This window comes from Rhodococcus sp. IEGM 1379 (assembly GCF_030056815.1).
In the GTDB taxonomy this organism is placed as follows: Bacteria; Actinomycetota; Actinomycetes; order Mycobacteriales; family Mycobacteriaceae; genus Rhodococcus_F.
Genome location: NZ_JASHKR010000017.1, coordinates 81,665 through 107,435 on the forward strand (window position 1 = coordinate 81,665; position 25,771 = coordinate 107,435).

The 25,771-nt window shown below is 60.7% G+C and carries 28 protein-coding genes; 21 read left to right on the forward strand and 7 right to left on the reverse strand.

Annotated elements, in window-relative coordinates:
* Positions 1 to 49: 49 nt before the first annotated feature.
* Together QM600_RS12570 and QM600_RS12575 are read left to right on the forward strand one after the other, a co-directional pair.
* On the forward strand, positions 50 to 1,405 hold the full coding sequence (locus QM600_RS12570; RefSeq protein WP_283261785.1) for an MFS transporter: 1,356 nt from the start codon (positions 50 to 52) through the stop codon (positions 1,403 to 1,405).
* An 88-nt stretch (positions 1,406 to 1,493) separates the two neighbouring features.
* Complete coding sequence (locus tag QM600_RS12575; RefSeq protein ID WP_283261786.1) at positions 1,494 to 3,389, forward strand: alkyl/aryl-sulfatase; 1,896 nt, start codon at positions 1,494 to 1,496, stop codon at positions 3,387 to 3,389.
* A 477-nt stretch (positions 3,390 to 3,866) separates the two neighbouring features.
* On the opposite strand, the gene QM600_RS12580 is transcribed toward QM600_RS12575, so the two are convergent.
* Entirely contained in the window at positions 3,867 to 4,727 is an 861-nt protein-coding gene (locus tag QM600_RS12580; RefSeq protein WP_283261787.1) for a sucrase ferredoxin, read from the reverse strand.
* A 233-nt stretch (positions 4,728 to 4,960) separates the two neighbouring features.
* Here QM600_RS12580 and QM600_RS12585 point away from each other — a divergent pair, with 233 nt between their 5' ends.
* From QM600_RS12585 to QM600_RS12595, 3 genes are all read left to right on the forward strand, one after another.
* On the forward strand, positions 4,961 to 5,893 hold the full coding sequence (locus tag QM600_RS12585) for an ABC transporter substrate-binding protein (RefSeq protein ID WP_283261788.1): 933 nt from the start codon (positions 4,961 to 4,963) through the stop codon (positions 5,891 to 5,893).
* A gap of 10 nt (positions 5,894 to 5,903) precedes the next feature.
* A complete protein-coding gene (locus QM600_RS12590; RefSeq protein WP_283261789.1) occupies positions 5,904 to 6,401 on the forward strand; it encodes a glutathione peroxidase in 498 nt (165 codons plus the stop codon).
* 70 nt (positions 6,402 to 6,471) lie between these two features.
* Positions 6,472 to 7,176 (forward strand): DUF2334 domain-containing protein, encoded by a 705-nt coding sequence (locus QM600_RS12595; RefSeq protein ID WP_283261790.1) that lies wholly within the window; start codon positions 6,472 to 6,474, stop codon positions 7,174 to 7,176.
* On the opposite strand, the gene QM600_RS12600 is transcribed toward QM600_RS12595, so the two are convergent.
* Entirely contained in the window at positions 7,173 to 7,820 is a 648-nt protein-coding gene (locus tag QM600_RS12600; protein ID WP_283261814.1) for an MBL fold metallo-hydrolase, read from the reverse strand. The two genes, QM600_RS12595 and QM600_RS12600, sit on opposite strands and share 4 nt — an antisense overlap.
* Before the next feature lie 141 nt (positions 7,821 to 7,961).
* On the opposite strand from QM600_RS12600, the gene purS reads away from it, so the two are divergent.
* Positions 7,962 to 8,228, forward strand: a complete 267-nt coding sequence (purS, locus tag QM600_RS12605) for a phosphoribosylformylglycinamidine synthase subunit PurS (protein WP_283261791.1) — start codon at positions 7,962 to 7,964, stop codon at positions 8,226 to 8,228.
* Complete coding sequence (gene purQ, locus QM600_RS12610; protein ID WP_094271226.1) at positions 8,225 to 8,902, forward strand: phosphoribosylformylglycinamidine synthase subunit PurQ; 678 nt, start codon at positions 8,225 to 8,227, stop codon at positions 8,900 to 8,902. Before purS ends, purQ begins: the two co-directional genes overlap by 4 nt.
* 229 nt (positions 8,903 to 9,131) lie before the next feature.
* On the opposite strand, the gene QM600_RS12615 is transcribed toward purQ, so the two are convergent.
* Positions 9,132 to 9,395, reverse strand: coding sequence for an ATP-binding protein (locus QM600_RS12615; RefSeq protein ID WP_283261792.1), 264 nt, complete (start codon positions 9,393 to 9,395; stop codon positions 9,132 to 9,134).
* Positions 9,320 to 9,976 carry a response regulator transcription factor gene (locus tag QM600_RS12620; RefSeq protein ID WP_283261793.1) on the reverse strand — a complete coding sequence of 219 codons (657 nt, stop codon included), beginning with the start codon at positions 9,974 to 9,976 and terminating at the stop codon, positions 9,320 to 9,322. The genes QM600_RS12615 and QM600_RS12620 overlap by 76 nt, the downstream gene beginning before the upstream one ends.
* Before the next feature lie 270 nt (positions 9,977 to 10,246).
* On the opposite strand from QM600_RS12620, the gene QM600_RS12625 reads away from it, so the two are divergent.
* The gene (locus tag QM600_RS12625; RefSeq protein WP_283261794.1) at positions 10,247 to 10,828 is read left to right on the forward strand and encodes a DUF305 domain-containing protein; all 582 of its coding nucleotides are present in this window, start codon (positions 10,247 to 10,249) and stop codon (positions 10,826 to 10,828) included.
* A gap of 12 nt (positions 10,829 to 10,840) precedes the next feature.
* Positions 10,841 to 11,002, forward strand: a complete 162-nt coding sequence (locus QM600_RS12630; protein ID WP_283261795.1) for a hypothetical protein — start codon at positions 10,841 to 10,843, stop codon at positions 11,000 to 11,002.
* Here QM600_RS12630 and QM600_RS12635 read toward each other — a convergent pair.
* A complete protein-coding gene (locus QM600_RS12635) occupies positions 10,986 to 11,276 on the reverse strand; it encodes a YiaA/YiaB family inner membrane protein (RefSeq protein WP_283261796.1) in 291 nt (96 codons plus the stop codon). The genes QM600_RS12630 and QM600_RS12635 overlap by 17 nt on opposite strands.
* Positions 11,277 to 11,594: 318 nt before the next feature.
* Here QM600_RS12635 and QM600_RS12640 point away from each other — a divergent pair, with 318 nt between their 5' ends.
* Positions 11,595 to 12,098 carry a hypothetical protein gene (locus QM600_RS12640; RefSeq protein WP_283261797.1) on the forward strand — a complete coding sequence of 168 codons (504 nt, stop codon included), beginning with the start codon at positions 11,595 to 11,597 and terminating at the stop codon, positions 12,096 to 12,098.
* Here the strand turns inward: QM600_RS12640 and QM600_RS12645 are convergent.
* Complete coding sequence (locus tag QM600_RS12645; RefSeq protein WP_283261798.1) at positions 12,068 to 12,739, reverse strand: hypothetical protein; 672 nt, start codon at positions 12,737 to 12,739, stop codon at positions 12,068 to 12,070. The two genes, QM600_RS12640 and QM600_RS12645, sit on opposite strands and share 31 nt — an antisense overlap.
* A 103-nt stretch (positions 12,740 to 12,842) precedes the next feature.
* Between QM600_RS12645 and QM600_RS12650 the strand changes: the two genes are divergently transcribed.
* Positions 12,843 to 13,193: a VOC family protein gene (locus QM600_RS12650; protein ID WP_283261799.1), complete on the forward strand. Its 351-nt coding sequence runs from the start codon at positions 12,843 to 12,845 to the stop codon at positions 13,191 to 13,193.
* 29 nt (positions 13,194 to 13,222) lie between these two features.
* Entirely contained in the window at positions 13,223 to 14,506 is a 1,284-nt protein-coding gene (locus QM600_RS12655; RefSeq protein ID WP_283261800.1) for a M18 family aminopeptidase, read from the forward strand.
* On the opposite strand, the gene QM600_RS12660 is transcribed toward QM600_RS12655, so the two are convergent.
* A complete protein-coding gene (locus QM600_RS12660) occupies positions 14,490 to 15,455 on the reverse strand; it encodes a Dyp-type peroxidase (protein ID WP_283261801.1) in 966 nt (321 codons plus the stop codon). The two genes, QM600_RS12655 and QM600_RS12660, sit on opposite strands and share 17 nt — an antisense overlap.
* A gap of 252 nt (positions 15,456 to 15,707) precedes the next feature.
* Between QM600_RS12660 and purL the strand changes: the two genes are divergently transcribed.
* The 9 genes from purL to purM form a co-directional block, all read left to right on the forward strand.
* Positions 15,708 to 17,987: a phosphoribosylformylglycinamidine synthase subunit PurL gene (purL, locus tag QM600_RS12665; RefSeq protein ID WP_283261802.1), complete on the forward strand. Its 2,280-nt coding sequence runs from the start codon at positions 15,708 to 15,710 to the stop codon at positions 17,985 to 17,987.
* Positions 17,988 to 17,990: 3 nt separating this feature from the next.
* Entirely contained in the window at positions 17,991 to 19,775 is a 1,785-nt protein-coding gene (locus QM600_RS12670) for an alpha/beta hydrolase (RefSeq protein ID WP_283261803.1), read from the forward strand.
* Positions 19,772 to 20,425, forward strand: a complete 654-nt coding sequence (locus QM600_RS12675; protein ID WP_283261804.1) for a CPBP family intramembrane glutamic endopeptidase — start codon at positions 19,772 to 19,774, stop codon at positions 20,423 to 20,425. Before QM600_RS12670 ends, QM600_RS12675 begins: the two co-directional genes overlap by 4 nt.
* Positions 20,422 to 20,814, forward strand: a complete 393-nt coding sequence (locus tag QM600_RS12680; protein ID WP_283261805.1) for a sterol carrier family protein — start codon at positions 20,422 to 20,424, stop codon at positions 20,812 to 20,814. The genes QM600_RS12675 and QM600_RS12680 overlap by 4 nt, the downstream gene beginning before the upstream one ends.
* A 111-nt stretch (positions 20,815 to 20,925) precedes the next feature.
* Entirely contained in the window at positions 20,926 to 22,503 is a 1,578-nt protein-coding gene (purF, locus tag QM600_RS12685; protein WP_283261806.1) for an amidophosphoribosyltransferase, read from the forward strand.
* 114 nt (positions 22,504 to 22,617) lie between these two features.
* Positions 22,618 to 23,226: an AIM24 family protein gene (locus tag QM600_RS12690; RefSeq protein ID WP_283261815.1), complete on the forward strand. Its 609-nt coding sequence runs from the start codon at positions 22,618 to 22,620 to the stop codon at positions 23,224 to 23,226.
* A 3-nt stretch (positions 23,227 to 23,229) separates the two neighbouring features.
* Positions 23,230 to 23,907, forward strand: a complete 678-nt coding sequence (locus QM600_RS12695) for an AIM24 family protein (protein WP_283261807.1) — start codon at positions 23,230 to 23,232, stop codon at positions 23,905 to 23,907.
* A gap of 14 nt (positions 23,908 to 23,921) precedes the next feature.
* Positions 23,922 to 24,668 (forward strand): AIM24 family protein, encoded by a 747-nt coding sequence (locus QM600_RS12700; RefSeq protein ID WP_283261808.1) that lies wholly within the window; start codon positions 23,922 to 23,924, stop codon positions 24,666 to 24,668.
* Positions 24,669 to 24,855: 187 nt separating this feature from the next.
* A partial coding sequence (gene purM / locus QM600_RS12705) for a phosphoribosylformylglycinamidine cyclo-ligase (protein ID WP_283261809.1) occupies positions 24,856 to 25,771 on the forward strand: 916 nt, incomplete at its 3' end.

Sequence of the window (25,771 nt, forward strand, 5' to 3'; positions counted from 1 at the left end):
CGCCAACCACATTGACCGTGTCGATTCCACATAGACCCAGGTGAGGTAAATGAAGCATTCGAATCCCCCCTCCTATGACCGCAAGCGTGCCTGGATCGTCACAGGTCTGCTGCTGGTATTCATGTTGATCAACTTCGCAGACAAAGCGGTGCTCGGGTTATCCGCTGCGCCGCTAATGGATCACCTTGGCTTATCAGCGAGCCAGTACGGGACAATCTCGAGCGGATTCTTCCTCCTGTTCAGTATCGCCGCGATCGTCGGTGGGGTTGTCAGTGACCGGATGCCGAGTAAGTGGCTACTGCTCGGCATGGCGCTCGTCTGGTCGGTAGCCCAGTTGCCCATGCTCGTCCCGCTCGGCGCCTATGGATTCTGGGTGGTCCTCGGTTCCCGGATCGTCTTGGGCACCGCGGAAGGTCCCGCCTATCCGGTTGCCAATCACGCTGCCCATAAGTGGTTTCCAGACAAAGACCGTGATCTGGCAAGTGGCATCCTAACCATCGGCGCACCCCTCGGTGTCGTACTAGCGGCTCCGGGACTGACGTGGATAATCAGTAGCTTCGGTTGGCGGTCGGCCTTCTTCGTGATGGCCGTTCTCGGCCTCGTTTGGGCGGCGGCATGGGCTCGGTTCGGCCAGGACGGACCGATCGAGAAGATCGAGCCCGTGGACGCCGAGAGAGCTCCCGATCTCACGGTGGTGGCGTCGACACCGCTCCCGTATTGGAGGATTCTGGCGTCGCGGACCTGGATCGGTTCGGTGATGGCAGGCTTCGCCGCATACTGGGCGCTGGCAGTGCTGATCTCCTGGATTCCCATCTACGCGCAGAAGGTTCTCGGGTTCAGCAGTGCCGCTACAGGGTTCGTCATCGCAGTGCCGTGGGGGATTATGGCGCTGGCAATGATCACACAGGGGCTTGTCAGTAAGTCGCTGACGAGCCGCGGGGTATCGACCCGGATCACTCGTGGCGTGCTCAACAGCGTCGTACTCCTGATATGTGGTGGATTTGTCTTCGCGGCGTTGGTGGTGGATCCCGTTTGGATGAAGGTCCTCTTCATGTCCCTGGGGTTCGGCATGTGCGCGGTGTCCGTACCCATCGGGCAGGCTCTGTGCTCGGAGATCAGCCCCGCCGGCCGCAACGGCGGCGTCCTCGGCGCCTTCGCTGCCGTCTACTCGCTGTCGGGCATCATCGCGCCGATGCTCACTGGTCGGATCATCGATGCGTCTGGCAGTACCGGGGCTGGGTTCGATCGGATCTTCGCCATTACCGGGGTCATCCTCTTGGTCGGCGGCGTGGTCTCCGGCGTGCTCATCCACCCGACCCGGGATCGCCTGCGCATCGCCCGACTCGGGTCGGATAAGGGGCCGGCAGCAGGTTCGCATACGTCGGCTGCGCTGGCACATGACTAATGCGAACCGGGCTGGGCTGGGACGCAGTTTGCAGGAGGGCGTCATTCGTATCCCTCTCTTGCGTAATTGAATCCGGAAAGGGATCTCTATGACCGTCAGTGCGAAACCCGCAACATCCGCCACCAAGGCAGCAAACCGCATCATGCTGGACTGCCTCGATTTCGAAGATCGAAAATCGTACGACGATGCGCGCCGAGGATTCATCGCCACTCTCGAACCGTTGGTCATCAAAGATGAGGACCAACGAGTTGTCTGGGATATCGACAGGTACAAATTTCTCGAGACGGAGGCTCCGGATACGGTCAACCCAAGCCTGTGGCGCATGTCGCAGCTTCACATGATGCACGGTTTGTTCAAGGTGATCGATGGAATATATCAAGTCCGAGGCTTCGACATTTCGAACATGACTGTGATCGAGGGCGATAGCGGGTATGTCATCGTCGATCCGTTGACGTCATCCGAATGTGCCGCCGCAGCAATGAATTTGGTGTATCAAGAACTGGGTCGCAGGCCGATCAAGGCAATCATTTATACACACAGTCATGTGGATCACTTCGGAGGTGTCAAAGGAATTGTGTCCGAGGATGACATTAGGTCGGGCTCGCTCCGAATTGTTGCGCCCACAGGCTTCCTGGAGCACACGGTCAGTGAAAACGTCTATGCGGGAAATGCGATGAATCGTCGCGCCCAATATATGTACGGAAACACGTTGCCGCATGGGACGACCGGGATGGTTTCAGCTGGGCTCGGGCTTGGACTCTCCTCGGGGACAGTCACGCTGCTGGAGCCTACGGACTTCATCGCTGAGACAGGTCAGCAATTGACGCTCGACGGTGTCCGAATCGAATTTCAGTACACGCCCGATTCAGAGGCTCCTGCCGAGATGAACTTCTATCTCCCTGATTTTCGAGCACTTTGCATGGCGGAGAACGTATCTCATCATATGCATAACCTGTACACGCCGCGCGGTGCCCAAATTCGCGATGCGGCTGCATGGAGTGACTACATCCATGAGGCACTCCAACTTTACGGCGAACGATCTGATGTTCTTTTCATCTGCCATCACTGGCCGGTTTGGAGCAAGCAAGAGCTCGCTGGCTTCTTGGAGCGGCAGCGGGATCTGTATCGTTACATCCACGATGAGACTCTGAGGCTTGCAGCTCACGGTTACACGATGATCGAAATCGCTGAGATGATCGAGCTTCCCGAGGAGCTCGCTGTGTGCTGGTCCAGTCGCGGCTATTACGGCTCACTCAATCACAATGCCAAGGCTGTTTACCAAAAGTATCTCGGGTGGTTCGACGGCAACCCGGCGACTCTGCATCCGCATCCACCGGTTGAGTCGGGTCGACGCTACGTTGCTTGTATGGGTGGAGCTGATGCTGTGCTCCGCAGCGCGCGTGAGTCATTTGATGAAGGTGACTACAGATGGGTTGCCCAGGTTGTCAACCATGTGATCTTCGCGGACCCGGATAACGAGCAAGCGCGAGAGCTTCAAGCCGACGCGCTCGAACAGCTCGGCTATCAATCTGAGTCTGCACCGTGGCGCAATTTCTATCTCACTGGTGCGCAGGAGTTGCGGCAGAGTGTGAAGAAGGATGAGGCGTCGCTGACCACTTCGGACGTGCTGTCTGTGATGACGACGGACATGATGCTGAATTACTTGGCAATTCGCCTCAACGGACCAAAGGCGGCGGGCCGATTGTTCAGTGTCGACCTGCATGTCATTGACACTCGTGAACGCAGACTGGTCCAACTGACGAACGGCGTCCTCGTTCGTACCGCCACACAACAACCCGCAGAGGCCGACGTCTCAATCGAGCTGACACGGGTCGCCTTCGGTGCGTTGACTCTCGGCAGCAGTTCTCTCGGTGAGAGCATCGCACAGGGTGCAGTATCGATTGTGGGCGATGTTGACGGACTACATGAACTGTTCTCACTGCTCGATACCTTTGAGCGGTCGTTCAACATTGTGAGACCTTGAATGCAGGTTCTGGATTCGCATTCATCGGCGGCTGATTCGCTTGCCTGAATTGAAGTCAACAATCGACGAGAACCTCACAAAAGCGGGAGCATCAGAATGAAAACAGGAGCAGCAATGCTTCGTGGCTTCGGAATGCACTGGGAGATCAAGGAAGTCGAACTCGGTGATCCAGTCCGCGGGGAGGTGATGGCTGCGACTGGGCTCACAGTTCGAGAGGTGCATCAGCATGTACGTGCGATTTCCGGAGTTCGGAAGAAACGAATGCAACATTCGCGGGGCGCTCGCCGAAGGCGGCTTCTGCAGAGGGGGATACCGGATGTGCTTGATAGGTATTGTTTCAGGCCAGGTACACCTGCCACTGAATGAGTGACCACCTCACCCTGTGTTCGCTCCGATTAAGCGCATAGTCAGTCCGATCCCGCCGCATGCCGAAACTATGGAATCTCGTGGTGGCCTTCGCGCGTTCTGTTTCTCCGGTCAGGAACTGTGCGCAACGACATCTGTTTGCTCGTGGAGATGCTCGATGATCCATCGATTCCATTCGACGGTGCCACCGGCACCGCAGCCGTGATCAAACGAGCCCTGCGGGAGCCCCAGGCGAAGAACGAAGCGAAAGTATCGCTCGGCCATGCGTATATCGACGGTTGTGCCGTTGTCGGTTGCCGACTCGGCAACATGTTCGAGTGCATCGGTCGCGCTGATTCCGGTTGCGCTGCGGACGGCGTGCTCGGCCGCCTGCGCGGGTAAGGACAACGCTGCACGGCCGCGCAGGTGCGGCAATGCAAGTTGGCCAGACAGATATGAATTCACTGCCTCCACTGCGGAATCCGCTCCGAGTCGGCTGAAATAGACTGCGGAGGGCCACGCAATCATGTTGGCGGCGAACCGGTCTCCGCCGATGTGGCTGCATTCCCAGACATCCGCGTTCGGAATCGCCGTGAGTGCAGACACGATCGGACGGCCGAGTTCCGCACAACAGGCGTCTTTCTTTCCATGGGTGCAGACAGCGAAGAACGGAGTGCGGCGTGAACGCCCGAAGTTCGGTTCCAGCCCGGCCGCCATAGTCTCGAATGGTAGATCGACAAGGTCGTCGTAGCTCTCGACGGCACCCTCGCGCATCCACTGGCGGATGCCGTCCGACCAGGCGAGTAGGCACGTCGGTGCGGCGACTTGTCTGTTGTGAGGGCGGCGGATCAGAACCACTCGGATGAGCCCGGCCACCGAGTCGAGTCGATCGGTGAGCACTCGGGGAAGGACATCGTCCGGGGCAGATGCCGGCCACGGCCCGGGGTGTTCGATCAGTACCCACAAGTGGGTTCTTCCGGCTCTGGCAGCCATTGATTCGCCCGCGATCGACGATTGCCGTGTGCAGGCATCGGCGCGTCGGCTCATTTGTGGGTTCGCGACGACCGAAGTAGGCCATGGGGTGGTCGTGTCACTGGCAGTGCAGCTGTGGCAGGAGGAAGGCACGACACCGCTCACTTTCAGTAGGTTAGGCTCACCACACTAGCTGATGAAAGATTCTTGTCGCCGGGAGAATTCGGTGACACAAGATTTGATGGGAAGTCTGAATGAAGCGATCACGGATGAATCTTGTGGTGGGTGGTTTTGTCATCGCGGCTGTGGCGGCGACGATGGCCGCCTGCGGCACAGACGACAAGACGGATGCATCCGGTGCGTCGGCCGACGCGGTGCACACAGTCGCACACGCTCGTGGAACGACGGATGTGCCTGCGGATCCGCAGAGAGTCGTTGTCCTCGAGCCGGTTCAGCTCGATACATCCGTAGCACTGGGCGTCACCCCGGTAGGCACAGCGGTACTCAGCGAGGCGACCGGTGTTCCGGCCTACCTCGGCGCCGAGGCAGCGCAGATCGAGACGGTGGGCACCGTCACGGCACCGAACTTCGAGAAGATCGCTGCACTGCGTCCGGATCTGATCATCGGAACCCAAACTCGACACGGGGACCTGTACGAGCGGCTCAGCTCGCTGGCTCCGACGGTGTTCATGGCGACCCAGACCGATCCGTGGCAGGACAACGTCCGGTTTGTCGCCGATGCGCTGGGCAAGTCCGATCAAGCAGACGTCGTGCTCGGCGATTACAACGCCCGCTGCAAGGAGATTGCCACCGAGCGAGGTACCGGAAATAAGACAGCCCAGCTCATTCGTCCCCGAGACGACGTCCTGACTCTGTACGGACCGACGTCCTTCGCTGGCAGCACCCTCGAGTGCACCGGTCTCACCATCCCGGCTCGTGACTGGGAGAACTCGATCTCGGTCGACCTGTCGCCGGAGTTCGTATCCGGAGCCAACGCCGACATCATCATGGTGACCTCCGTGAACCCCAACGATCCCACCACCTTGCCGTCGACGATCGCCGACAACGTCGGATTCTTTCCGAACCCACATCTCGTTGATATGTCGTACTGGATCACCGGAGTCGGACCGCTCGGTGGCCTCGCCGTTCTGGACGACATCGAACGCATTCTCGAAACCAGTGGCTAAGTTGGAACCCATGACAACTCCAGTGCAGAACATCGTGATCAACACCCTCGGCGGCGTACCCACCTCACTGGGTGAATACGACGGCCGGGCAGTGCTTGTCGTCAACGTCGCATCCAAGTGCGGACTCACGCCGCAGTACGCCACTCTCGAGAAGCTGGCCAGCGAGTATGCAGACCGCGGACTCACCGTGATCGGCATCCCGTGCAACCAGTTCATGGGGCAGGAGCCGGGCACCGCGAAAGAGATCGAAACCTTCTGCTCCACCACGTACGGCGTCACCTTCCCCCTCATGGAGAAAATCGAGGTCAACGGCGAGAACCGGCACCCGCTGTACGCCGAACTCACCAAGACACCTGACGCCGACGGCGAAGCCGGTGACATTCAATGGAACTTCGAGAAGTTCCTGATCGCGCCCGACGGTACCGTCGTCAATCGTTTCCGTCCGCGCACCGAGCCTGATGCGCCGGAGGTTCTCGCCGCCATCGAAGCTGTGCTGCCGCATAACTGACCACCAGCTGCCGCCGGATGATCATTCGGCGGCAGTGTGTTGTTCATCCGCAGGCGGCATTATCGTCGGTATGTCCGCTGAACTGATCGTGTCGGTATCCGGAATCAGAGATGAGACATGCTATCTCGCTGCAGGATTCGCGGACGAGATGGATGCCAGGGGAGTGCGCCTTTCCCTCCTCGTGGCCCCGAGGCTCAAAGACAAATATCGACTGGCCGACGACGCCGTCACTGCGGCCTGGCTGCGTGAGCGTCGTGAGCACGGCGACGCGATAGTGCTGCACGGGTACGACCAGGCTGCCACCAAGCGTCGACGCGCCGAGTTCGCCACACTCTCGAAGCACGAAGCGAAACTCCGGCTGTTGGCGGCAGATCGAGTTCTGGAACAGGCCGGCCTGCGAACGCGAGTGTTTGCTCCGCCCCGGTGGATGGTCTCACCCGGAGCGATGTCGGTGTTGCCGGAGACGGGCTTTCGGACGATGGCCGGACTCGGCGCGGTTCACGACCTTGCGCGGGGGACGTCGCAGCGTGGGCGAGTGCTCGGTATCGGCGAGGGCTTCAAGGTCGAACCGTGGTGGTGCCGGGCGCTCATCCTCGGTGCCGGCCGTGCCGCAAAGCGTGGAGGTCTTGTCCGACTGTCGATTTCGGCAAGGCAGCTGGGGAACGAAGGACCGCGTCGAGCAATCCTCGACGCGGTCGATCTCGCTCTCTTTCACGAGGCAACGCCACAGGTATATCGGTGGAATTCTCGATCTCGGGAACTCGGTGCGGCCTAGGAAACCTCGACGCTCGACTCTTCGCCGAGCACTCGGAACTCAGTGCCGGCGGGAGCCATGTCCGCGTAACGACCGTAGAAAATGCCCGTCGCTTCGTCACGGATGATGCCCTGATGAATAGGCACCGCGACGCGAGGTGCCACGGCGCGAAGGTAGTCGACGGCTTCCGAGATCTTCAGCCACGGAGCGGCCGCGGGAAGGGCAAGGACGTCGACAGTCTGTTCGGGGACAAAAAGTGAATCACCGGGATGCATGAACCGGGCGGGATTCACTGCGTCGCCGAGCAGGAATGCGGTGTTGTCGATCATCGGCAGATCGGGGTGGATGATCGCGTGCTCGCCGCCCGCTCCCGTCACCTCGACATTGCCGATGGTGAACGTGTCGCCTGCCCGGACGCCGTTCCATCGACCGGCCAGCTGGGTTGCAGTCTGCGGATCGCAGTACAAAGCAGCATCGGGATTTGCGTCGACGAGCGCGGGTAGGCGCGCCGGGTCCGCATGATCTGGATGTTGATGTGTCACCAGAATGGCGTCGAGGCCGGTAATGCCCTCGAAACCGTGGGAGAAGTTGCCCGGATCGAAGAGAATCTTCGATCCGTTCAATTCGACAAGTACACAGGAATGGCCGAAATGTGTCAGTCGCATGATTTCGAGTATGCGCCATTTACGGGTGGTCGGCGTCACCTCTCGACTCACTCGATGCGAACCTTCCCGGCCTCGCCCGGTAAACTCGTCACTACCCGGTGTTTCCCTCTGGGTTCGCGCACTAGTACCGAGGAGCAGCACGTGGCCCGTGTCGTCGTCGAAGTCATGCCCAAGGCCGAGATTCTCGACCCCCAGGGACAGGCCATTGTCGGGGCACTGTCTCGCCTGGGCTTTGCAGGAGTATCCGATGTCCGTCAGGGCAAGCGGTTCGAGTTGGAAATCGACGGTAGCGTCGAAGATGCCGAACTCGAGAAGATCGCCGAAGGCCTGCTGGCCAACACGGTGATCGAGGATTGGACCGTCAGGCGCGTCGAAGCGAGCGAAGCGACGGGGAATCTCGAAGCATGAGCGCACGCATCGGAGTCATCACCTTTCCGGGCACGCTCGACGACGTCGACGCAGCTCGAGCGGTGAATCTGGCCGGCGGTGAAGCCGTCGCACTCTGGCATGGCGACGCCGACCTCAAGGGCGTCGACGCAGTCATCGTCCCCGGCGGATTCTCCTACGGCGACTACCTTCGCTGTGGAGCCATCGCACGTTTCGCACCTGCCATGGGCAAGGTCGTCGAAGCAGCCAAGGGCGGTATGCCGGTCCTCGGTATCTGCAACGGTTTCCAGATCCTCTGCGAAGCAGGCTTGCTCCCCGGAGCGTTGACCCGCAACCAGGGTCTGCACTTCATCTGCCGCGACGAGTGGCTCACTGTGGAGTCCAACAACTCCGCATGGTCCTCGCGCTACGAAAAGGGTGCCCAGATCTTGGTTCCCCTCAAGTCGGGCGAAGGTCGCTTCCAGGCTCCCGAGAACGTTCTCGACGAACTCGAGGGTGAAGGCCGCGTCGTCTTCCGTTACTCGGAGGAGAACCCCAACGGTTCGCAGCGTCGTATCGCCGGCATCTCTTCCGCCAACGGTCGCGTCGTCGGACTCATGCCGCACCCCGAGCACGCAACCGAGGCCCTTACCGGCCCCAGTGACGACGGACTCGGACTGTTCTACTCGGCTTTGGACTCCATCGTCAACGCCTGATTTCAGCTTTCAGCAGCGCCGGTCTACCAGTAACCCTGGTCGACCGGCGCTGTTTTTCTTTGCCTTTTCTTTGCCCTTTTCTGAGCGAACGTACCTTCCATCGCCTTCAGCGCGATGGAAGGTACGTTCGCTCGATGTCAGATGGGATGGAAGGTACGTTCACTCGATGTCGGTGGAGGGCACAGGGACTCGGACATTTCGGCAGAATTTATCGTAGATCGCGACTCGTTCAGGCACGGATCGGTAGGCGCAACTCCAGTGTGGTCCCCGTGCCGTCGCTGCCAACGGTCGCAGTCAACGTGCCTCCGTGTGCAAGTGCGAGACTTCGGGCAACAGTCAGCCCCAGTCCCGAGCCGTCTGAGCTGCCTCCTCGATGGAATCTGTCGAAGACGGACTCGAGTTCCGCACTGGGAATCCCTACTCCGGTATCGGTGACCGATACGGAAACATGGTCTGCCAATTCTTCGACCCTCCGTACCCGGACGAACCCCACACGGCAGCGATGATGTCACTCCGACTCAGCGCCGTATCCGGTCTGGCAGCCAGAGCGGTAAGTAGTTCGAACTCGGTGGGCGTGAGGTCGACGAGTGCTCCATCGACGCGCACAGTGCGTGCGACCACATCGATGTCCAGCCCGGGAGGTGGCGGCAATGGTTCCGACATCAGGCTCGACGCGCGAGGACTACGCAGAAGAGCCTTGACGCGGGCGACTAGTTCGCGAGGCCCGAAAGGTTTGACTACATAATCGCCGGCCCCGGCAGCGAGACCCATCACTTTGTCGGACTCGTCGCCGCGGGCCGAGAGCATCAGTATATACGCGTCGGAGAAACCGCGGATTCGACGGCACGCTTCGATGCCGTCGAATCCGGGCAGCATCAGATCCAGGACGATGACGGCGGGTTCGAATTCGTGTGCAGCACCCACCGCGGTGGGCCCGTCGAGCGCGATTCGAACTTGAAAACCTTCGTGTGCAAGATAATTGGCGACAACTTTGGCCAATGCGGGTTCGTCTTCGACTACCAAGACGCGACCTGCTCTTTCGGTGTGTCGCGGTGGTACCGATTCGGAAATCATGAATTCAGGCTATCTGAGGTGAGTGCAATGTCGACAGTCGTGCCGGGACTATGAAGATTTGATGAAGGTGCATCGGTTTTGGCGATTATGCCGAGTCTCGCAGGTTTACCGTCGGTACAGTGGTGACTGCCCGCTTCGGACGAATTGAAGATCTGAAGTTGTTGCACGGTAATAAGTTTCGAATGAAGTTAGATTTCTTTTGGTAGTGGTGTCATGTTCTCGGCCAAGCGTAGTTCTGTTCGGTTTATTCCTGTGTTGGCAGCAGGAGCATTGTTGATCGCCGGCTGTTCGGACGGCGGCGATCCAGCGACCACGGCTACGACGCAGACTTCCGTGTCCGCTGCGCAATCCTCAATTCCCCAGGGCGTCAACGCGACAGACATCGAATTCCTGGAGTGGATGTACCCGCACCATGTGCAGGCTCTCGATATGGCGAAAATGGTTGAGGGACGTACAGATAACGCCGAACTTCTTGCGCTGGCAGCTCAGATCGAGGCGGCCCAGGGACCGGAGATGGCGCAAATGTCTGGGATGTTGATGAAGTGGGGTCGCCTAGACTCGGCGTCGATGTCAATGGAAGGTATGGACCACTCGGGTCATGGCGTCGGTATGGCAGAGATGCCGGGTATCATGTCCGGCGACGATATGACACCTCTGACCAATGCGAGCTGTGCTGAATTCGACAAGATGTGGTTGACGATGATGATCGAACATCATGCTGGTGCCATCGCAATGTCCGAAACGGAAATCGCTGACGGCCTCGATCCGGCTTCCGAGAAAATGGCTGAGGCAATTATCGCTGGTCAGCAAGCGGAAATTACACAGATGGAAGCGATGCTCGCAGGCAGATAGTTCTGGCGAGCGATGATCGGCGTTCGCGCCGGCCACGTATCGGAGCTGGGCGCAATCCTGCTGTCGGTGTCGACAGCGGTGGTTGTCGCCGACGCACAACTGCCGCTCCGCCTGGATGTGAAGCAGCTATCCGTCGTCACGGATCAGGAGCGGGTCCCTACGCGGCAGTCTTGAACGGATCGTGTTCTGCGATCAACTTGTCGAGACGCGCTTCGTCGACGCGAACACGAACCGTGGAAGCTTCTTGCTGATCACGAATCACCTTTGCCAACGTGAATGTGCTGGTGACCAGGAAAAGTAGGGACATTCCGAGGAATCCGCGCTGCCAGGCGTCGATGGGCAAGTAGGCGATTCCGACGAGAGTGCCGACAAAACTGATGGCAAAAGCTATTGCGGCCTGCAAGAAGAACGCTGCCGTGGACTTCGAGGGTGCTGTCGGTGTGTTCATGATCTGAAGTCTGGTGCGCGACCGCGCGGTCCGGATGAGTAGTCGTACTCGAGTGCACAAAGTACTTACCCAGCACGTGCCGAGTACCACGCTTCGACAACTTTGTGAACCAACCGTTCCTCTGTCTAATACGGGAAATACAGACTGAAAGAACTTTTCGTACTAATGTAACAAAACTCTTGCACTTTCTTTACAGATTTGGGTAGCCTGTAACTACCAGCCCGATGGTAAGCAGACCGAATGTGCACGGCACCCGGAAGTCGGCAGTATCAGGTGCACTTGGTGTGTTGGCCTCGATGGTTATGTGACCGAGGTGACTTGGTTGATGAACGCTCTTCGAGTGAGGGTGATACAAATGTCACCGTTTGTGAAACCAATGGAGGTAGCACCATGGAAGGTATTCCCACGTCCTATCGGCCGATCAGCTCCGCGAGCTTGAATCGGCTGTCCGGCAATTGCATTCAATCGTCCGGTAGTGGAGGTCTGGTTGAGCGGCTCAACGTCCTGTTTCGATCAGCGGCCGATTCTGGAGCTGTGCTGACCCATCGGCAGTTGACGACAGCACTGTCGTCTGTAGATGCTCGGCGGGATAGCGAAGATGGAATTTGGACGGAATCCGTTGTAGTTCAGCGTTACTGCTCTGCCCGACCCGTAAATATCGGACTCGAGTTTTTGGCTGATGTAGATGGTTGTGACGACATCGAGTTGTCGGACCCCTGGGCGATGCAGTTCATCCGTGCAGCCGAAGGGCTTTCGGGCGAATCACTGGAACTGCTGTTTCAGGCCTGCGCTCATTTGATGCGATCAGAGCTCTCCGAATAGGTGCGGCTGGCTCTGAAGCCCGATGCGAGAAACAGTAATGACAGAAGTGAGCCGGTCGTGAAACCTATTGCAGTGAAACTGATCAGAGGTGGATCAAGATCAAAGTGCACGATCGTCGAGTCTGGATACAGGTCCGCCGGGTCGCGCGGTTCCGGCAGGACGATGGAGTAGAACGTAGGCGGAGAGATTCGTCCGGTAACTGAACCCGTTAGACCGTAGAGTCCCCCGAATCCCGAATCCCGAATCCCGAATCCCGAAAGTGCAAGCGCGAGAATCCATTTGTTTCCTTCGTGATTGCGAGTCACTCGCCATCCGGTAGCGGCGCATAACGCGGACACCGCAAGAGCGAGTGCCGTTCCGAGGGTCAAGAACCATCCCGTTGCCGGGAACCAGTGCGGGCCTTCGAAGTAGCTGTATCCGTCGACAACCCACATGTATCCGGTCTTACCATCTTCCATTGGCGGCGGCGGTGGCGGCGGTGGCGGCGGTGGCGGCGGTTGGATGCCGATGTGCTCGGTAAGCATGGACGGCGTCGCAAAGCGCCAGCCCAAGACTCCAAGGCAGCCCAGTAGCAGGCCGGCGACGGCGAATGCCGCGACAAGTGTTTCCGCAGAACGTTCTTGCGGCGATCTCGGACTCATTCGAGGGTGGTCTCATCTCAGTCGCTCGCAGCGTCGGTAGACCGCCTGAAGATTTTGCTTCGAACGTCATGTTCGTGTCGGTGCCATCGTTTAGCGTGGGCCCATGACACTGAATCTGGAAATGATCACGTTCGACAGCCTCGACCCGGGTCCACTTGCGCGATGGTGGGCAGAGCAGTTGGGTGGCACCCTCAAGGAGGAGAACGACGGCTGGTTCTACATCGTCGATGTCCCCGGCAGTGCCAATTTTGCATTCCAGAAGGTATCGGATCCCACTGCCGGCAAAAATCGCATCCATCTGGATCTGTCCAGTGCCGATCTCGACGCCGAAGTGACGCGCCTGATCGAAGCCGGGGCCACGGAACATCATCGCGAAAACATGGACGGCTTCCGCTGGGTGACTCTTGTCGATCCCGACGGCAACCAGTTCTGCGTTTCCGGTGCCCACGGCTGAGTAGAACGCGGTCGGGCATGATGAAGAGCATGACTTCCTTGACCGGGGCCGATGCCCAAGGACTTTGCCGTTTCGTCGACTCGTCACCGTCGCCTTTCCATGTGTGTGCGACTGTGGCAGAACAGCTGGCCGGCAACGGATTTGTGGAGCTGCAGGAAACTGTCGCGTGGCCGGCGAAGCCCGGGCGGTACTACCTGATTCGCGGTGGATCGCTCATTGCCTGGAGCACCGAAGGTGTCGACCCAGCCGCACCGTTCCGGATCGTCGGCGGTCACACCGACAGTCCGAACCTGCGCGTCAAGCAGCATCCTGATCTGACGTCGGCCGGTTGGCAGATGGTTGGCCTCGAACCGTATGGTGGGTCGCTTCTGAATTCGTGGCTCGATCGCGACCTCGGGATCTCCGGTCGGTTGAGTGTGCGTGTGGGAAACATGTTGGAGCAGAAGCTGGTTCGGATCGACGAGCCGATTCTGCGTGTTCCGCAGCTGGCAATCCACCTGTCCGAAGACCGCAAGGGAGTCACGCTCGATCCGCAGCGTCACGTCAACGGAATTTGGGGAGTGGGCAATAAGCCCAAATCCTTCATCGGTTTTGTCGCGAACAATGCGGGTGTGCCTGAATCTTCGGTGCTGGGTTGGGAATTGATGACCCATGATCTGGCGCCCAGCATGGTGGTGGGTGTTGATCAGGAGCTCGTCAGCGCGCCCCGGTTGGACAACCAGGGTACGTGTTATGCAGGGACACAAGCGCTTCTGGCTGCTGCGAAATCCCCGGGGCGTCATGTTCCGGTGCTCGCGCTCTTCGATCACGAAGAGGTTGGCAGCATGTCCGATCGCGGGGCGTTCTCGGATCTGCTGAACACAGTGCTCGAACGAATTGTGTTGGGGCGCGGCGGCGGACGTGAAGAATTTTTGCAGGCGATGGCTGGATCTGTGTGCGCATCGGGCGATATGGCCCATGCCACGCACCCCAACTATCCCGACCGTCACGAACCGGCCCACCGCATCGAGATCAACGGCGGCCCGGTACTCAAGGTCAACCAGAACCTGCGGTATGCCACCGACGCGGCCGGTGCCGGCGAGTTCGCGTTGGCCTGCGATCAGGCGGGAGTTCCCTTGCAGCGTTATGTGCATCGGGCCGACCTGCCGTGCGGGTCCACCATCGGACCCATCACGGCGTCGCGAACCGGCCTGTCCACAGTGGACGTGGGTGCGCCTCAGCTCGCGATGCATTCCGCTCGCGAGCTGATGGGCGCCGCAGACATACGTATGTATGCCGACGCGCTGGGTGCGTTTCTTACACCGAGGGGCTAGCGGGAAGCGTCTCGAAGAAATCGGAGTTCGGTGTGAAGAACATCGATCCCGTCACGGCAGTCGAGAAATCGAGCAGACGGTCGTAGTTGCCACGAGGGAAGCCGAGGAACATGTTCTCGAGCATGCGCTCGGTGATGGCGGGAGTGGCGCAGTAACCGATGAAGAAGGTGCCGATCTCGTCGTCGCCGAGGCGTCCATACGGCATATTCGCGCGCAGAATCTCGAGAGCGTTGCCGTCGTCGTCCTCGATCGCGTTCAACGCAACATGTGAATTTGCGGGCATGACGTCCTTGGACATCTCGATATCCTCGAGCTTGCTGCGGCCGATCACGTTCTCCTGTTCCTCGACCGAGATAGCTTCCCACTCGCGCATCTTGTGGATATAGCGCTGGATGTGGACGTAGCTGCCGCCGGCCCACACGGGATCCTCGTCGCCGACCGTCACAGCGGCAATCGCGTCGCGGCCCGATGGATTCTCGGTGCCGTCCACAAAACCGATGAGGTCGCGGTTCTCGAAGTACTGGAAGCCGTGCACCTCGTCGACGACGGTTGCCGCGCCGTGCAATCGCTTCGTGATCTGGCGAGCCACCTCAAAGCAGGCATCCATGCTCATCGCGCGAATGTGAAAAAGGAGGTCGCCGGGCGTCGATGGCGCGTGATGGACATCTCCCTGCAATGCGGTGAACGGGCGCAACAGCGCCGGACGAGGCCCGGAGAACAAGCGATCCCAGGCGTCCGAACCAATGCTGGTCACGACGTCCAAGCCTGACCCGGGAACACGCAGACCGACCGCTCGCTGCAGGCCCGCGACGTCCGCAAGAAGCTCGCGTGTGGTGCCTTCACCACCGGGATTTACCGTCGCCACCAGGAAAATTGCGGCCGGAGTCAGGGGAGTGGTGACTGACTGAGATTGTGCCGCGACATCAGAGTGACGCACATCCTGAGGCATGAAGAACCTTCCATTCGGGGATCGGGCAGAACCGAACTTAGGGTAAAACCGACCGTATTACCGAAACCGTAAACGAGCGCGATCAGGCTGCCTTCGCAGGCCTAGCGATATGAAGGGTCCTGCCGTCTGCGGAAGTGATCCGATATCCCCGATAGACTGTCTTCCGGCACGTTCTTTCGTTGGGCACATTTGTGGTGTCCTGCGGCATTCCGGCTTGCCTCTTGACTCCCGTAGGGAAGGGACCCCTCTCCAGTGTCTGCTCACCAGGTCGATACCGTCACGCACGCATCGGCTGATCCCGATGCCGCTCAGCCGTTCAAGGAGCTTGGGCTCAAGGACGACGAATACGCCCGCATCAAGGAGATCCTGGGTCGCCGTCCCACGGACGCCGAACTGGCGATGTACTCGATTATGTGGAGCGAGCACTGCTCCTACAAGTCTTCCAAGGTGCACCTCGGATACTTCGGCGAAACCACCACCGATGAGATGCGCGCCAACATGCTCGCCGGTATCGGCGAGAACGCCGGCGTCGTAGACATCGGCGACGGCTGGGCCGTCACATTCAAGGTCGAGAGCCACAACCATCCGTCGTACGTCGAGCCCTACCAGGGTGCGGCTACCGGAGTTGGCGGCATCGTCCGCGACATCATGGCTATGGGTGCTCGTCCCATCGCGGTCATGGATCAGCTGCGTTTCGGTGCTGCTGACGCCCCCGACACCCGTCGCGTCGTCGATGGTGTCGTGCGCGGCGTCGGTGGATACGGAAACTCCCTCGGTCTGCCCAACATCGGCGGCGAGACCGTTTTCGACGAGTCGTACGCCGGTAACCCGCTGGTCAATGCACTTGCTGCAGGCGTCATGCGCGTCGAAGACATGCACCTGGCCTTCGCCTCCGGCGCCGGCAACAAGATCATCCTGTTCGGTGCTCGCACCGGCCTCGACGGCATCGGCGGCGTGTCTGTTCTCGCGTCGGCGACGTTTGATGATGATGGAGGCGGCCGGAAGAAGCTGCCCGCGGTGCAGGTGGGCGACCCCTTCACCGAGAAGGTGCTCATCGAGTGCTGCCTCGACCTCTACAAGGCCGGCCTCGTTGTCGGTATCCAGGACCTCGGCGGCGCCGGACTGTCCTGCGCTACGTCCGAGCTGGCAGCAGCCGGTGACGGCGGCATGCACATCAACCTCGAGCGGGTTCCGATGCGAGCCACCGGCATGACCCCCGCCGAGGTGCTCTCCAGCGAATCGCAGGAGCGCATGTGCGCCGTGGTCACCCCCGAGAACGTCGATGCGTTCATGGAGGTCTGCAAGAAGTGGGACGTCCTGGCCACCGACATCGGCGAGGTCACCGACGGTGAGCACCTCACCATCTCCTGGCACGGCGAGACCGTCGTCGACGTACCGCCGCGCACTGTTGCTCACGACGGACCGGTCTACCACCGTCCCGTCGAGCGTCCCGCTACCCAGGACGCGCTGATCGCGAACACCACGGCCGGACTGAAGCGTCCGGAGACGAGCGAAGAGCTCGAAGCGACGCTCATGAAGATGATTGCTTCGCCGGCGCTGTGCAGCCGTAAGTGGATCACCGAGCAGTACGACCGCTACGTTCGCGGCAACACCGTTCTGGCCGAGAACGCCGACGGCGGCGTCATCCGCATCGACGAGAAGACGGGCCGCGGAATCGCGCTGTCCACCGACGCTTCGGGCCGCTACACCGCGCTCGATCCGTACACGGGTGCGCAGCTCGCTCTCGCCGAGGCGTTCCGCAACGTGGCAGTCACGGGTGCGACGCCCAAGGCCGTCAGTAACTGCCTCAACTTCGGTTCCCCCGAGGACCCGGGTGTTATGTGGCAGTTCCAGCAGGCTGTCCGTGGCCTGGCCGACGGTTGCGCCACGCTCGGCATCCCCGTCACCGGCGGCAACGTCAGCTTCTACAACCAGACCGGCTCCACGGCAATTCTGCCCACCCCGGTGGTTGCAGTGCTCGGCGTGATCGACGACGTTCATCGCCGCATCCCGACGGGCCTCGGACTCGAGCCCGGCGAGACGCTGATCCTGCTCGGCGACACCCACGACGAGCTGGACGGTTCCATCTGGTCGCAGGTCGAGCACGGCCACCTCGGCGGCGTGCCGCCCAAGGTTGATCTGGCTCGTGAGCAGCTGCTCGCAGACATTCTGCTCTCGTCGTCGCGTGACGGCCTCGTCACCGCAGCCCACGACCTGTCCGAAGGTGGACTGGCTCAGGCTGTTGTCGAAGCTGCACTGGCCGGCGAAACCGGTTGCCGCATCCTGCTTCCCGAGGGCGGCGATCCGTTTGTCGCACTGTTCTCCGAGTCTTCGGGACGCGTCCTCGTGGCTGTTCCGCGTACCGAGGAAACCCGCTTTACCGGCATGTGCACCGCTCGCGGTTTGCCGTGGACGCGTATCGGCGTTGTCGACGAGGGCAGCGATTCCGTCGAGATCCAGGGTCACTTCTCGGTCACGATGGCCAAGCTCCGTGAGGCCTTCGAAGGAACGTTGCCCGCACTGTTCGGGTGATCGATGGTCGATTCCGGAGAACTGACTTCCGCTGACAGCCAGCCGCAGGAACATCACCTGCGGCTGGCTGTTCCGACATCTCTGGAGAGGTTCGACAATCGCTTCACCGAGTGGGCGTGGGGCCTACTCAAGCTTGATTTCACCGGCATCGCGTTTGCGGCCTTCTTCTTCTGCTGGTCGCTGACACCTTCTCTGCTGCCACGCGATTGGCTGTTTCAAGGTCTGATCGGCGGCATCAACTCGGCGATCGGTTACGGAGTCGGTACGGCGATCGGTTGGGCCGTCGAGCGGTATCTGCTTCGCGGGCGACGGTGGTGGCCACTCCCCAAACCCGTCCCCACCGCTATCAAAGTGTTTGTTCCGGTTGCGTCCATCGTGGCGGCGATCCTCATGCTCGTCTACGCCGCCGGCTGGCAACGCGAAATTGCTGCGCTGACAGACGCCGAAGGCACGACCACCACCGGATACATCAGAACTCTCGGGCTCAGCGTGCTCATCGGTGGCCTGCTCATCTCGATCTGGCGAGTGCTGCACGATCTGGTGAAACTGATTGCCGGAGTGCTGATGCGACGGTTCCGCTGGTCGCGTTCGGTAGCCAACGGTGTTGGCGTTCTGGTCGTGACGGTGCTCTTTATCATGCTTGTCGACGGCGTCCTGGTTCGCGGAATCTACGCCGTCACCAACTCGATCTTCAGTCTGCAGAACTCCACCACCAGGGACGGCGTCGTAGAACCGCAGGACCCGATGAAGTCGGGTAGCCCCGAATCTGCCGCTCCCTGGAACACATTGGGATTCGAGGGCCGCAATTTTGTCTCCCGTGGACTCGACGCCGCGGAGCTGACAGCAGCCACGGGTGTACCGGCATTGGATCCCATCCGTGTGTACGCGGGTCTCGAAAGCGCCGAAGACCCGAAAGAACGAATGGATCTGGTGATCAAGGAACTCGAGCGCACCGGCGCTTTTCAGCGCAAGGTGCTCGTGGTCATTCCGACGACAGGCACCGGGTGGGTCAATCCGACAGCGGCGCAGGCGATCGAGCTTGTCGGCAACGGTGACACAGCGTTGGTCGCCAGCCAGTACTCGTATCTGCCGAGTTGGATCTCGTTCCTCGCAGACCAGGAGAAGGCGCAAGCTGCCGGACGACTGCTGATCGAGCGGGTTCACGAAAGATGGCTCCAGGAACCGGAAGCCACCAGACCCAAGTTCTTGGTCTACGGCGAAAGCCTCGGCGTACTGGCCGGTGCCGGCGCCTTCGACACGTTGCAGGCAGCACGAGATACCGCCGACGGAATCCTGTGGGTCGGCCCGCCCAACGCGACACCGTTGTGGCGCTCCGTAGTGGAGCGACGCGACCCCGGTAGCACCGAAGTTGCCCCGGTCTACGCGGACGGTCTGGCCGGAGTCCGGTTCGCGGATCGTCCCGAGGACATTCCGACTGCCGGCATGTCGTGGCCGGACCCTCGCGTGCTATTCATCCAGCACCCCTCCGATCCTGTGGTGTGGTGGTCACCGGACCTGATGTTCAACAGGCCGCAATGGCTTACGGAGATACCAGGATTCGACCGATCGCCGTCGATGAAGTGGTTCCCGATCGTGACGTTCTGGCAGGTGTCCGCCGATCTCGGTAATGCTGCCGGAGTGCCCGACGGTCATGGTCACAACTACGGAACCTCCGTACTCGACGGCTGGATCGCGATTGCGCAGCCCAAGGGATGGACGGCAGCGGATACCGAGCGTGTGCGCGATGCGTTGGTGATCGCCGTGAAGTCGGAAGGGCCCGAGAAGTGAAGCCACTACTGCTCTCCGCGGCAGCAATTGCGTGGAGCAACGTGGTGCTGCCGGCGTTCGGTTTGTCGCCAAGGGCGAGGGCGGTAGTCAATACTGCCGTGGGCTTGTCGGCTATCGGAATTCTCCTTGCACGCGGTTACACCCGCGAAGAGTTGGGACTGGCTCACACCGGCATTCGTGGTGGCGCGCAGTTCGGTGCCAGTGCCGGTGGAGCAGTTGTCGCCGGTTACTCTGTGGCGCTTGCAGTTCCACAGTTGCGGGCATCGCTGGCGGCCGACGAGCGCGCCGACGGCCGTGAGGACTTCCTCGAATGGATAATTCTGCACATCCCGTTCGGCACCGTGCTCTCCGAAGAGCTGTTGTTCCGCAGCGCGATGTCCGCAGTGTGGAACCGAGAACTCAGTCTCCCTGCCGCACAGGCGATTCATGCGTTCACCTTTGGAATGTGGCACATTGCTCCGGCCCGCAGCGCCGGAGACAACGTCCCAGCAGCAGTTGCCTTCACGGGGGCGTCGGCACTGTTGTTCGAATGGTTGCATCGCAGAGGTGGCAGCGTTCTGGCCCCGGCGCTGCTGCATCTGGCAACCAACGCCGGTGGGGCACTTGCTGTTCGAATTGCAACAACCAGGCATTCAGGAGTGAATCGATGACACCGCGTCGCGCAGTCGACCCCGCTGAACTGAGGGCTGCGCTTCTTGCCATCGGTCCGTGGCTGAAAGATCCTGAACTGCCGAAGCCTTCGCGAGCAGAGCTCGGGGCCGCGGTGAAGATGAGTGCGCGCACCCTCGAGCAGATCGTGCCGGGATCAAGCGTCGAGGTGCGGGTTCCGCCGTTTGTGGCGGTGCAGTGCATCGAAGGTCCGCGGCACACCCGCGGAACCCCGCCCAACGTCGTCGAAACCGATGTGCGCACGTGGTTGTTGATGGTGACCGGGCTTCTCGAATTTCACGACGCTTCCGCCGACGGTCGCGTCGACGCCTCCGGAAGCCGAGCCCCCGAGATCGCGCATTGGCTTCCGTTGCTCAGGTTGACCCGGTAACGGAGACTGATCGGTTCAATCTTTACCAAGGCCGCCCTGAGGCGAGGCGTCACGAAAAATGCCGGTAGACTGTGCATGCCCCCCAACCCCTGCCCACAAAGGGAGCGCCACGTGACTCGTGCCGATCTTTCGGTCAACAGTCCAAATCTCCTCGCTACGAACCCGTCCGATGAGGACGAGAACGAGCCCCGCGAAGAATGCGGTGTATTCGGCGTTTGGGCGCCGGGAGAGGATGTGGCGAAGCTCACGTATTACGGTCTGTACGCACTGCAGCACCGTGGTCAGGAAGCTGCCGGCATTGCGGTAGCCGATGGCTCCCAGGTACTGGTGTTCAAGGATCTCGGCTTGGTCAGTCAGGTATTCGATGAGCAGACGCTGGCAGCAATGCCGGGACACGTCGCTATCGGACATTGCCGTTACTCCACTACCGGGTCCACGACGTGGGAAAATGCGCAGCCGATTTTCCGCACCACGGTTGCGGGCACGGGCATTGCGCTCGGCCACAATGGCAACCTCGTGAACACAGCTGAGCTCGCGAGCCGTACCCGCGCAGCCGGCCTGGTCAACGACAAGCGTCCCAACGCGGCGACGTCGGACTCCGACCTCATCGGTGGACTGCTGGCGCACGCTGCCGCAGATCGCACCATCGAGCAGGCTGCGATGGAGTTGCTCCCCACGTTGAAGGGCGCGTTCTGCCTCACCTTCATGGACGAGAACACCCTGTACGCAGCGCGTGATCCGCACGGTGTCCGCCCGCTCTGCCTCGGTCGACTCGATCGCGGCTGGGTCGTCGCCAGCGAAACCGCAGCCCTCGACATCGTCGGCGCGTCCTTCGTTCGTGACATCGAGCCCGGCGAACTGCTCGCCATCGATGCTGACGGTGTCCGGTCCTCGCGCTTCTCCAATCCCACGCCCAAGGGTTGTGTATTCGAGTACGTCTACCTGGCTCGCCCCGACAGCGTTATCGGTGGACGTTCCGTTCACTCGACTCGCGTCGAAATTGGCCGTCTGCTCGCCACAGAACATCCCGCTGAGGGTGACCTGGTGATTCCCGTTCCCGAGTCGGGCACCCCGGCTGCTGTCGGTTATGCCCAAGGATCAGGTATTCCTTACGGCCAGGGTTTGATGAAGAACGCCTACGTCGGCCGTACCTTCATTCAGCCGTCGCAGACCATTCGTCAGCTCGGTATCCGACTCAAGCTCAACCCGCTGAAGGAAGTAATTCGCGGGAAACGTCTTGTGGTGGTGGATGATTCGATCGTTCGCGGCAACACGCAGCGTGCTCTCATTCGGATGCTTCGCGAAGCCGGTGCGCTCGAGATTCACGTCCGTATCGCGTCGCCGCCGGTGAAGTGGCCCTGCTTCTACGGCATCGACTTCGCCTCGCCGGCAGAGTTGATCGCCAACGGAGCGGGCGGGCAGACCAGCACGTTCGAGGAAATGCTCGAAGGCGTTCGTCGTTCGATCGGCGCGGACACCCTCGGATACATCTCCACCGAGGGCATGATCGCCGCGACCGAGCAGCCTGAGACGCGATTGTGCACGGCGTGTTTCACAGGCTCGTACCCCATCGAACTTCCGCACGAATCCGCGATCGGCAAGAACGTCCTCGAAGGAATGCTCGAGAGCGCAGCGGGCTCGACCGCAACTCGTGAAAACGACAATGCGAGCGCACTCAGCCGTCCCTGATTCACCGATTTACCACAATCTGCCGTCCACCTGGTGTGGGCGGCAGATTTTGTCTTTCTCACTACAACGCCTGTCGCAGACATCTGGCATAGTGCCCTCGTGGCGCAACTGCGAATGGACGGGCACCGGGTACTGGTTGCAGACCTGGTGGGGGACACGATCAAGGCGATCAGCGGATCGATGGTGGCGTACGAAGGCTCAATCACCTTCAAGAACGCCGGCATGGGCGGCGGCGGCGGACTTCGTGCCGCGCTGAAGCAGAAGGCAGCAGGTGAATCGCTGTCTCTGATGGAAGTCAGCGGACAGGGCACCGTCTACTTCGCCGTCGATGCCCAGGACATCACGATCATCGAGCTCAACAACGACGCCTTGCACGTGGAATCGTCGCAACTGCTCGCTCTGGTGGGCCAATTGCGCACCGACGTGAAATTTGCCGGCTTGCGCGGCGCAGGCACGGGACAGGGACTGTTCACGACGGTAGTCAGCGGCAGCGGGATGGTCGCTCTGCTGTCGAAGGGCGGACCGATCATTGCCCTCGAAGTGAGCCCGCAGTATCCGCTCGTCGCCGATCCCGACGCTTTTGTCGCTCATCGGGGCCAGCTGAATCAGAGCTTTGTCACCGACGTCACGTGGCGGTCTGCGATCGGCGGTGGCAGTGGTGAAGCGTTCTCACTGCGCTTCGACGGATCCGGCGTCGTCTACATCCAGCCTGAGGAGCGCTGACCCATGCCTTTGGACAAAGTGAACAGCAAGGTCGTGAAATCGACGCTCAGTCCCGGACAGAACGTACTGGCCCGAACCGGATCGATGCTCTACTACACGGGTGACGTTCGATTTATCCCGCACAGCATGGGCGGCGGACCGGGCTCGATGCCGAGCATGGGTGGCCTCGCAGGAATGGCCGGGCGGATGATGTCTGGGGAACACGCACACATGATGTCCGCAGAAGGGCAGGGCGAGATCTTCTACGGACACGCCGGTCTCTACGTGGACATCATCCACCTCGACGGTTCTTCGATGCTCACAGTTGAGGCCGATCGACTCCTTGCCCATGACGCGTTCTTGCAGAGTTCGGTAGTGGCATTGAGCTCGCAAGGTGGGGCGCGCGGTGTCGTTCGAGGAGCGATGACTGGACAAGGCCTCTTCACGACTCAACTGCACGGACAAGGTAGCGTCGCGGTGCTTTCACACGGTGGAGCGATTCCGTTGCAGGTAGGCCCGAACAACCCTCAGGTTGTCGTGGATCCGCAGGCTTACGTGTGTCATACCGGGCAGATCAACATCGACATCTCGGCGAATGTCGGCTGGCGTGAAGCCGTCGGAAAGGGCTCGGGGGAGTCCATTCAGTTGAAGATGACCGGCATGGGCACGGTCTGGGTTCAGGCGTCCGAGAAGAAGTTCTGAGAGCGAGAAATCGAATGGGTATCGAAATTCACAATCCAGCGACTCTGCCTGCCAACGACAACGTCCCGGGCAACGATTACGCCTTTTGCGTCGAGTTGGCCGGGCAGCCGTGGTTCACGTCCAAAGGTGCGATGATCGCGTACTACGGGAACATCAATTTCGAGCCACTGGGACGCACCAGCATGGCCGCGATCGTGGCCGCCAGGTTCTCCTCGCCGCTCTACGCCGACGACTGGGTGCTTGCTCAGGGGCAGGGAAAACTGATCCTCGGGGACCGCGGATTCAACATCAATTCCTACGACCTCGACGACGGAAATCTCACGATCCGCGCGGCGAATCTTCTTGCGTTCGAAACCGGCCTCGAACTGAAACAATCCATCATGCCAGGCTTTTTGACGCTGTTGGGCACCGGAAAGTTCCTTGCCTCGTCCAACGGGCCGGTCATGTTCGCGGAGCCGCCGCTGCGTATCGATCCGCAAGCGCTAGTCGGTTGGGCCGACTGCCCGTCGCCGTCCCACCACTTCGATGCAGACTGGATGCAGAGCTTCCTGGGCTCGGTCCGAGGGACCATGTTCGGCGCCAATACCGGTGAAGAGAAGCAGTTCGATTTCACAGGTTCCGGGACCGTGTTGATCCAGTCGAGCGAGAAGGTCGTCAACGACGGGCACCTCCTCAAACACATCCAATCGGAGACTGTCGCACTCGGACAGAACAGTCTGCGGGCACTGCATTCCTCGATCGGTGCGCAACTCCAGAACTGAGTCCGATCGGCACGCGAGGTCTCGTCAGCGGCCTCAGTCCGGTAGCGTAAGGGCGTAATCATCGGTATTTGTGTGCGCTGAGGACTCGAGTCGAGCCTCTTGGTGCGTCACGAGGGTTACACAACACATACCTGTGCACGAACAAAAATCGTGCTCGCGAGAAATACAAGGCTGGAGTAGTAATCCGATGACCGAGGACAGTCACCGCACAGCAGGCGCCTCCTATGCAGCAGCAGGAGTCGATATCGCCGCCGGAGACCGGGCGGTGGAACTCTTCGCCCCGATGGCCAAGAAGGCCAGCCGCCCCGAGGTCATGGGCGGCCTCGGCGGATTCGCCGGATTGTTCTCGCTCAAGGGTGACTACAAGGAGCCCCTGCTCGCAGCCTCCACCGACGGCGTTGGCACCAAGCTGGCCGTCGCGCAGGCGATGGACAAGCACGACACCGTCGGACTCGACCTCGTCGCCATGGTTGTCGACGACCTCGTCGTGTGTGGTGCCGAGCCGCTGTTCCTTCAGGACTACATCGCAGTCGGACGTGTTATCCCCGAGCGCGTTGCCGAAATCGTCGGCGGCATCGCCGAAGGTTGCATCCAGGCAGGCTGCGCACTTCTCGGTGGCGAGACCGCCGAGCATCCCGGCATCATGGCAGACGGTGACTACGACCTCTCCGCCACCGGCGTGGGCGTCGTAGAAGCAGAGAAGCTGCTCGGACCGGACCGCGTCCGTCCCGGTGACGTCGTCATCGCGATGGGATCGTCGGGCCTGCACTCCAACGGTTACTCGCTGGCACGCAAGGTTCTCCTCGAGATCGACCGCATGAACCTGAACGCTCACGTCGACGAGTTCAGTCGCACCCTCGGTGAAGAACTTCTCGAGCCCACCAAGATCTACGCCAAGGATTGCCTCGCGCTCGCAGCCGAGACCGACGTGCGCACCTTCTGCCACGTCACCGGTGGCGGACTCGCGAACAACCTCGCGCGCGTCATGCCCAAGGGCCTCGTCGCAGAGCTCGATCGCGGCACCTGGAGCCCGGCTCCTATCTTCGCAATGATCGCGCAGCGCGGACGCGTCGAGCGCGCCGAGATGGAGCAGACCTTCAACA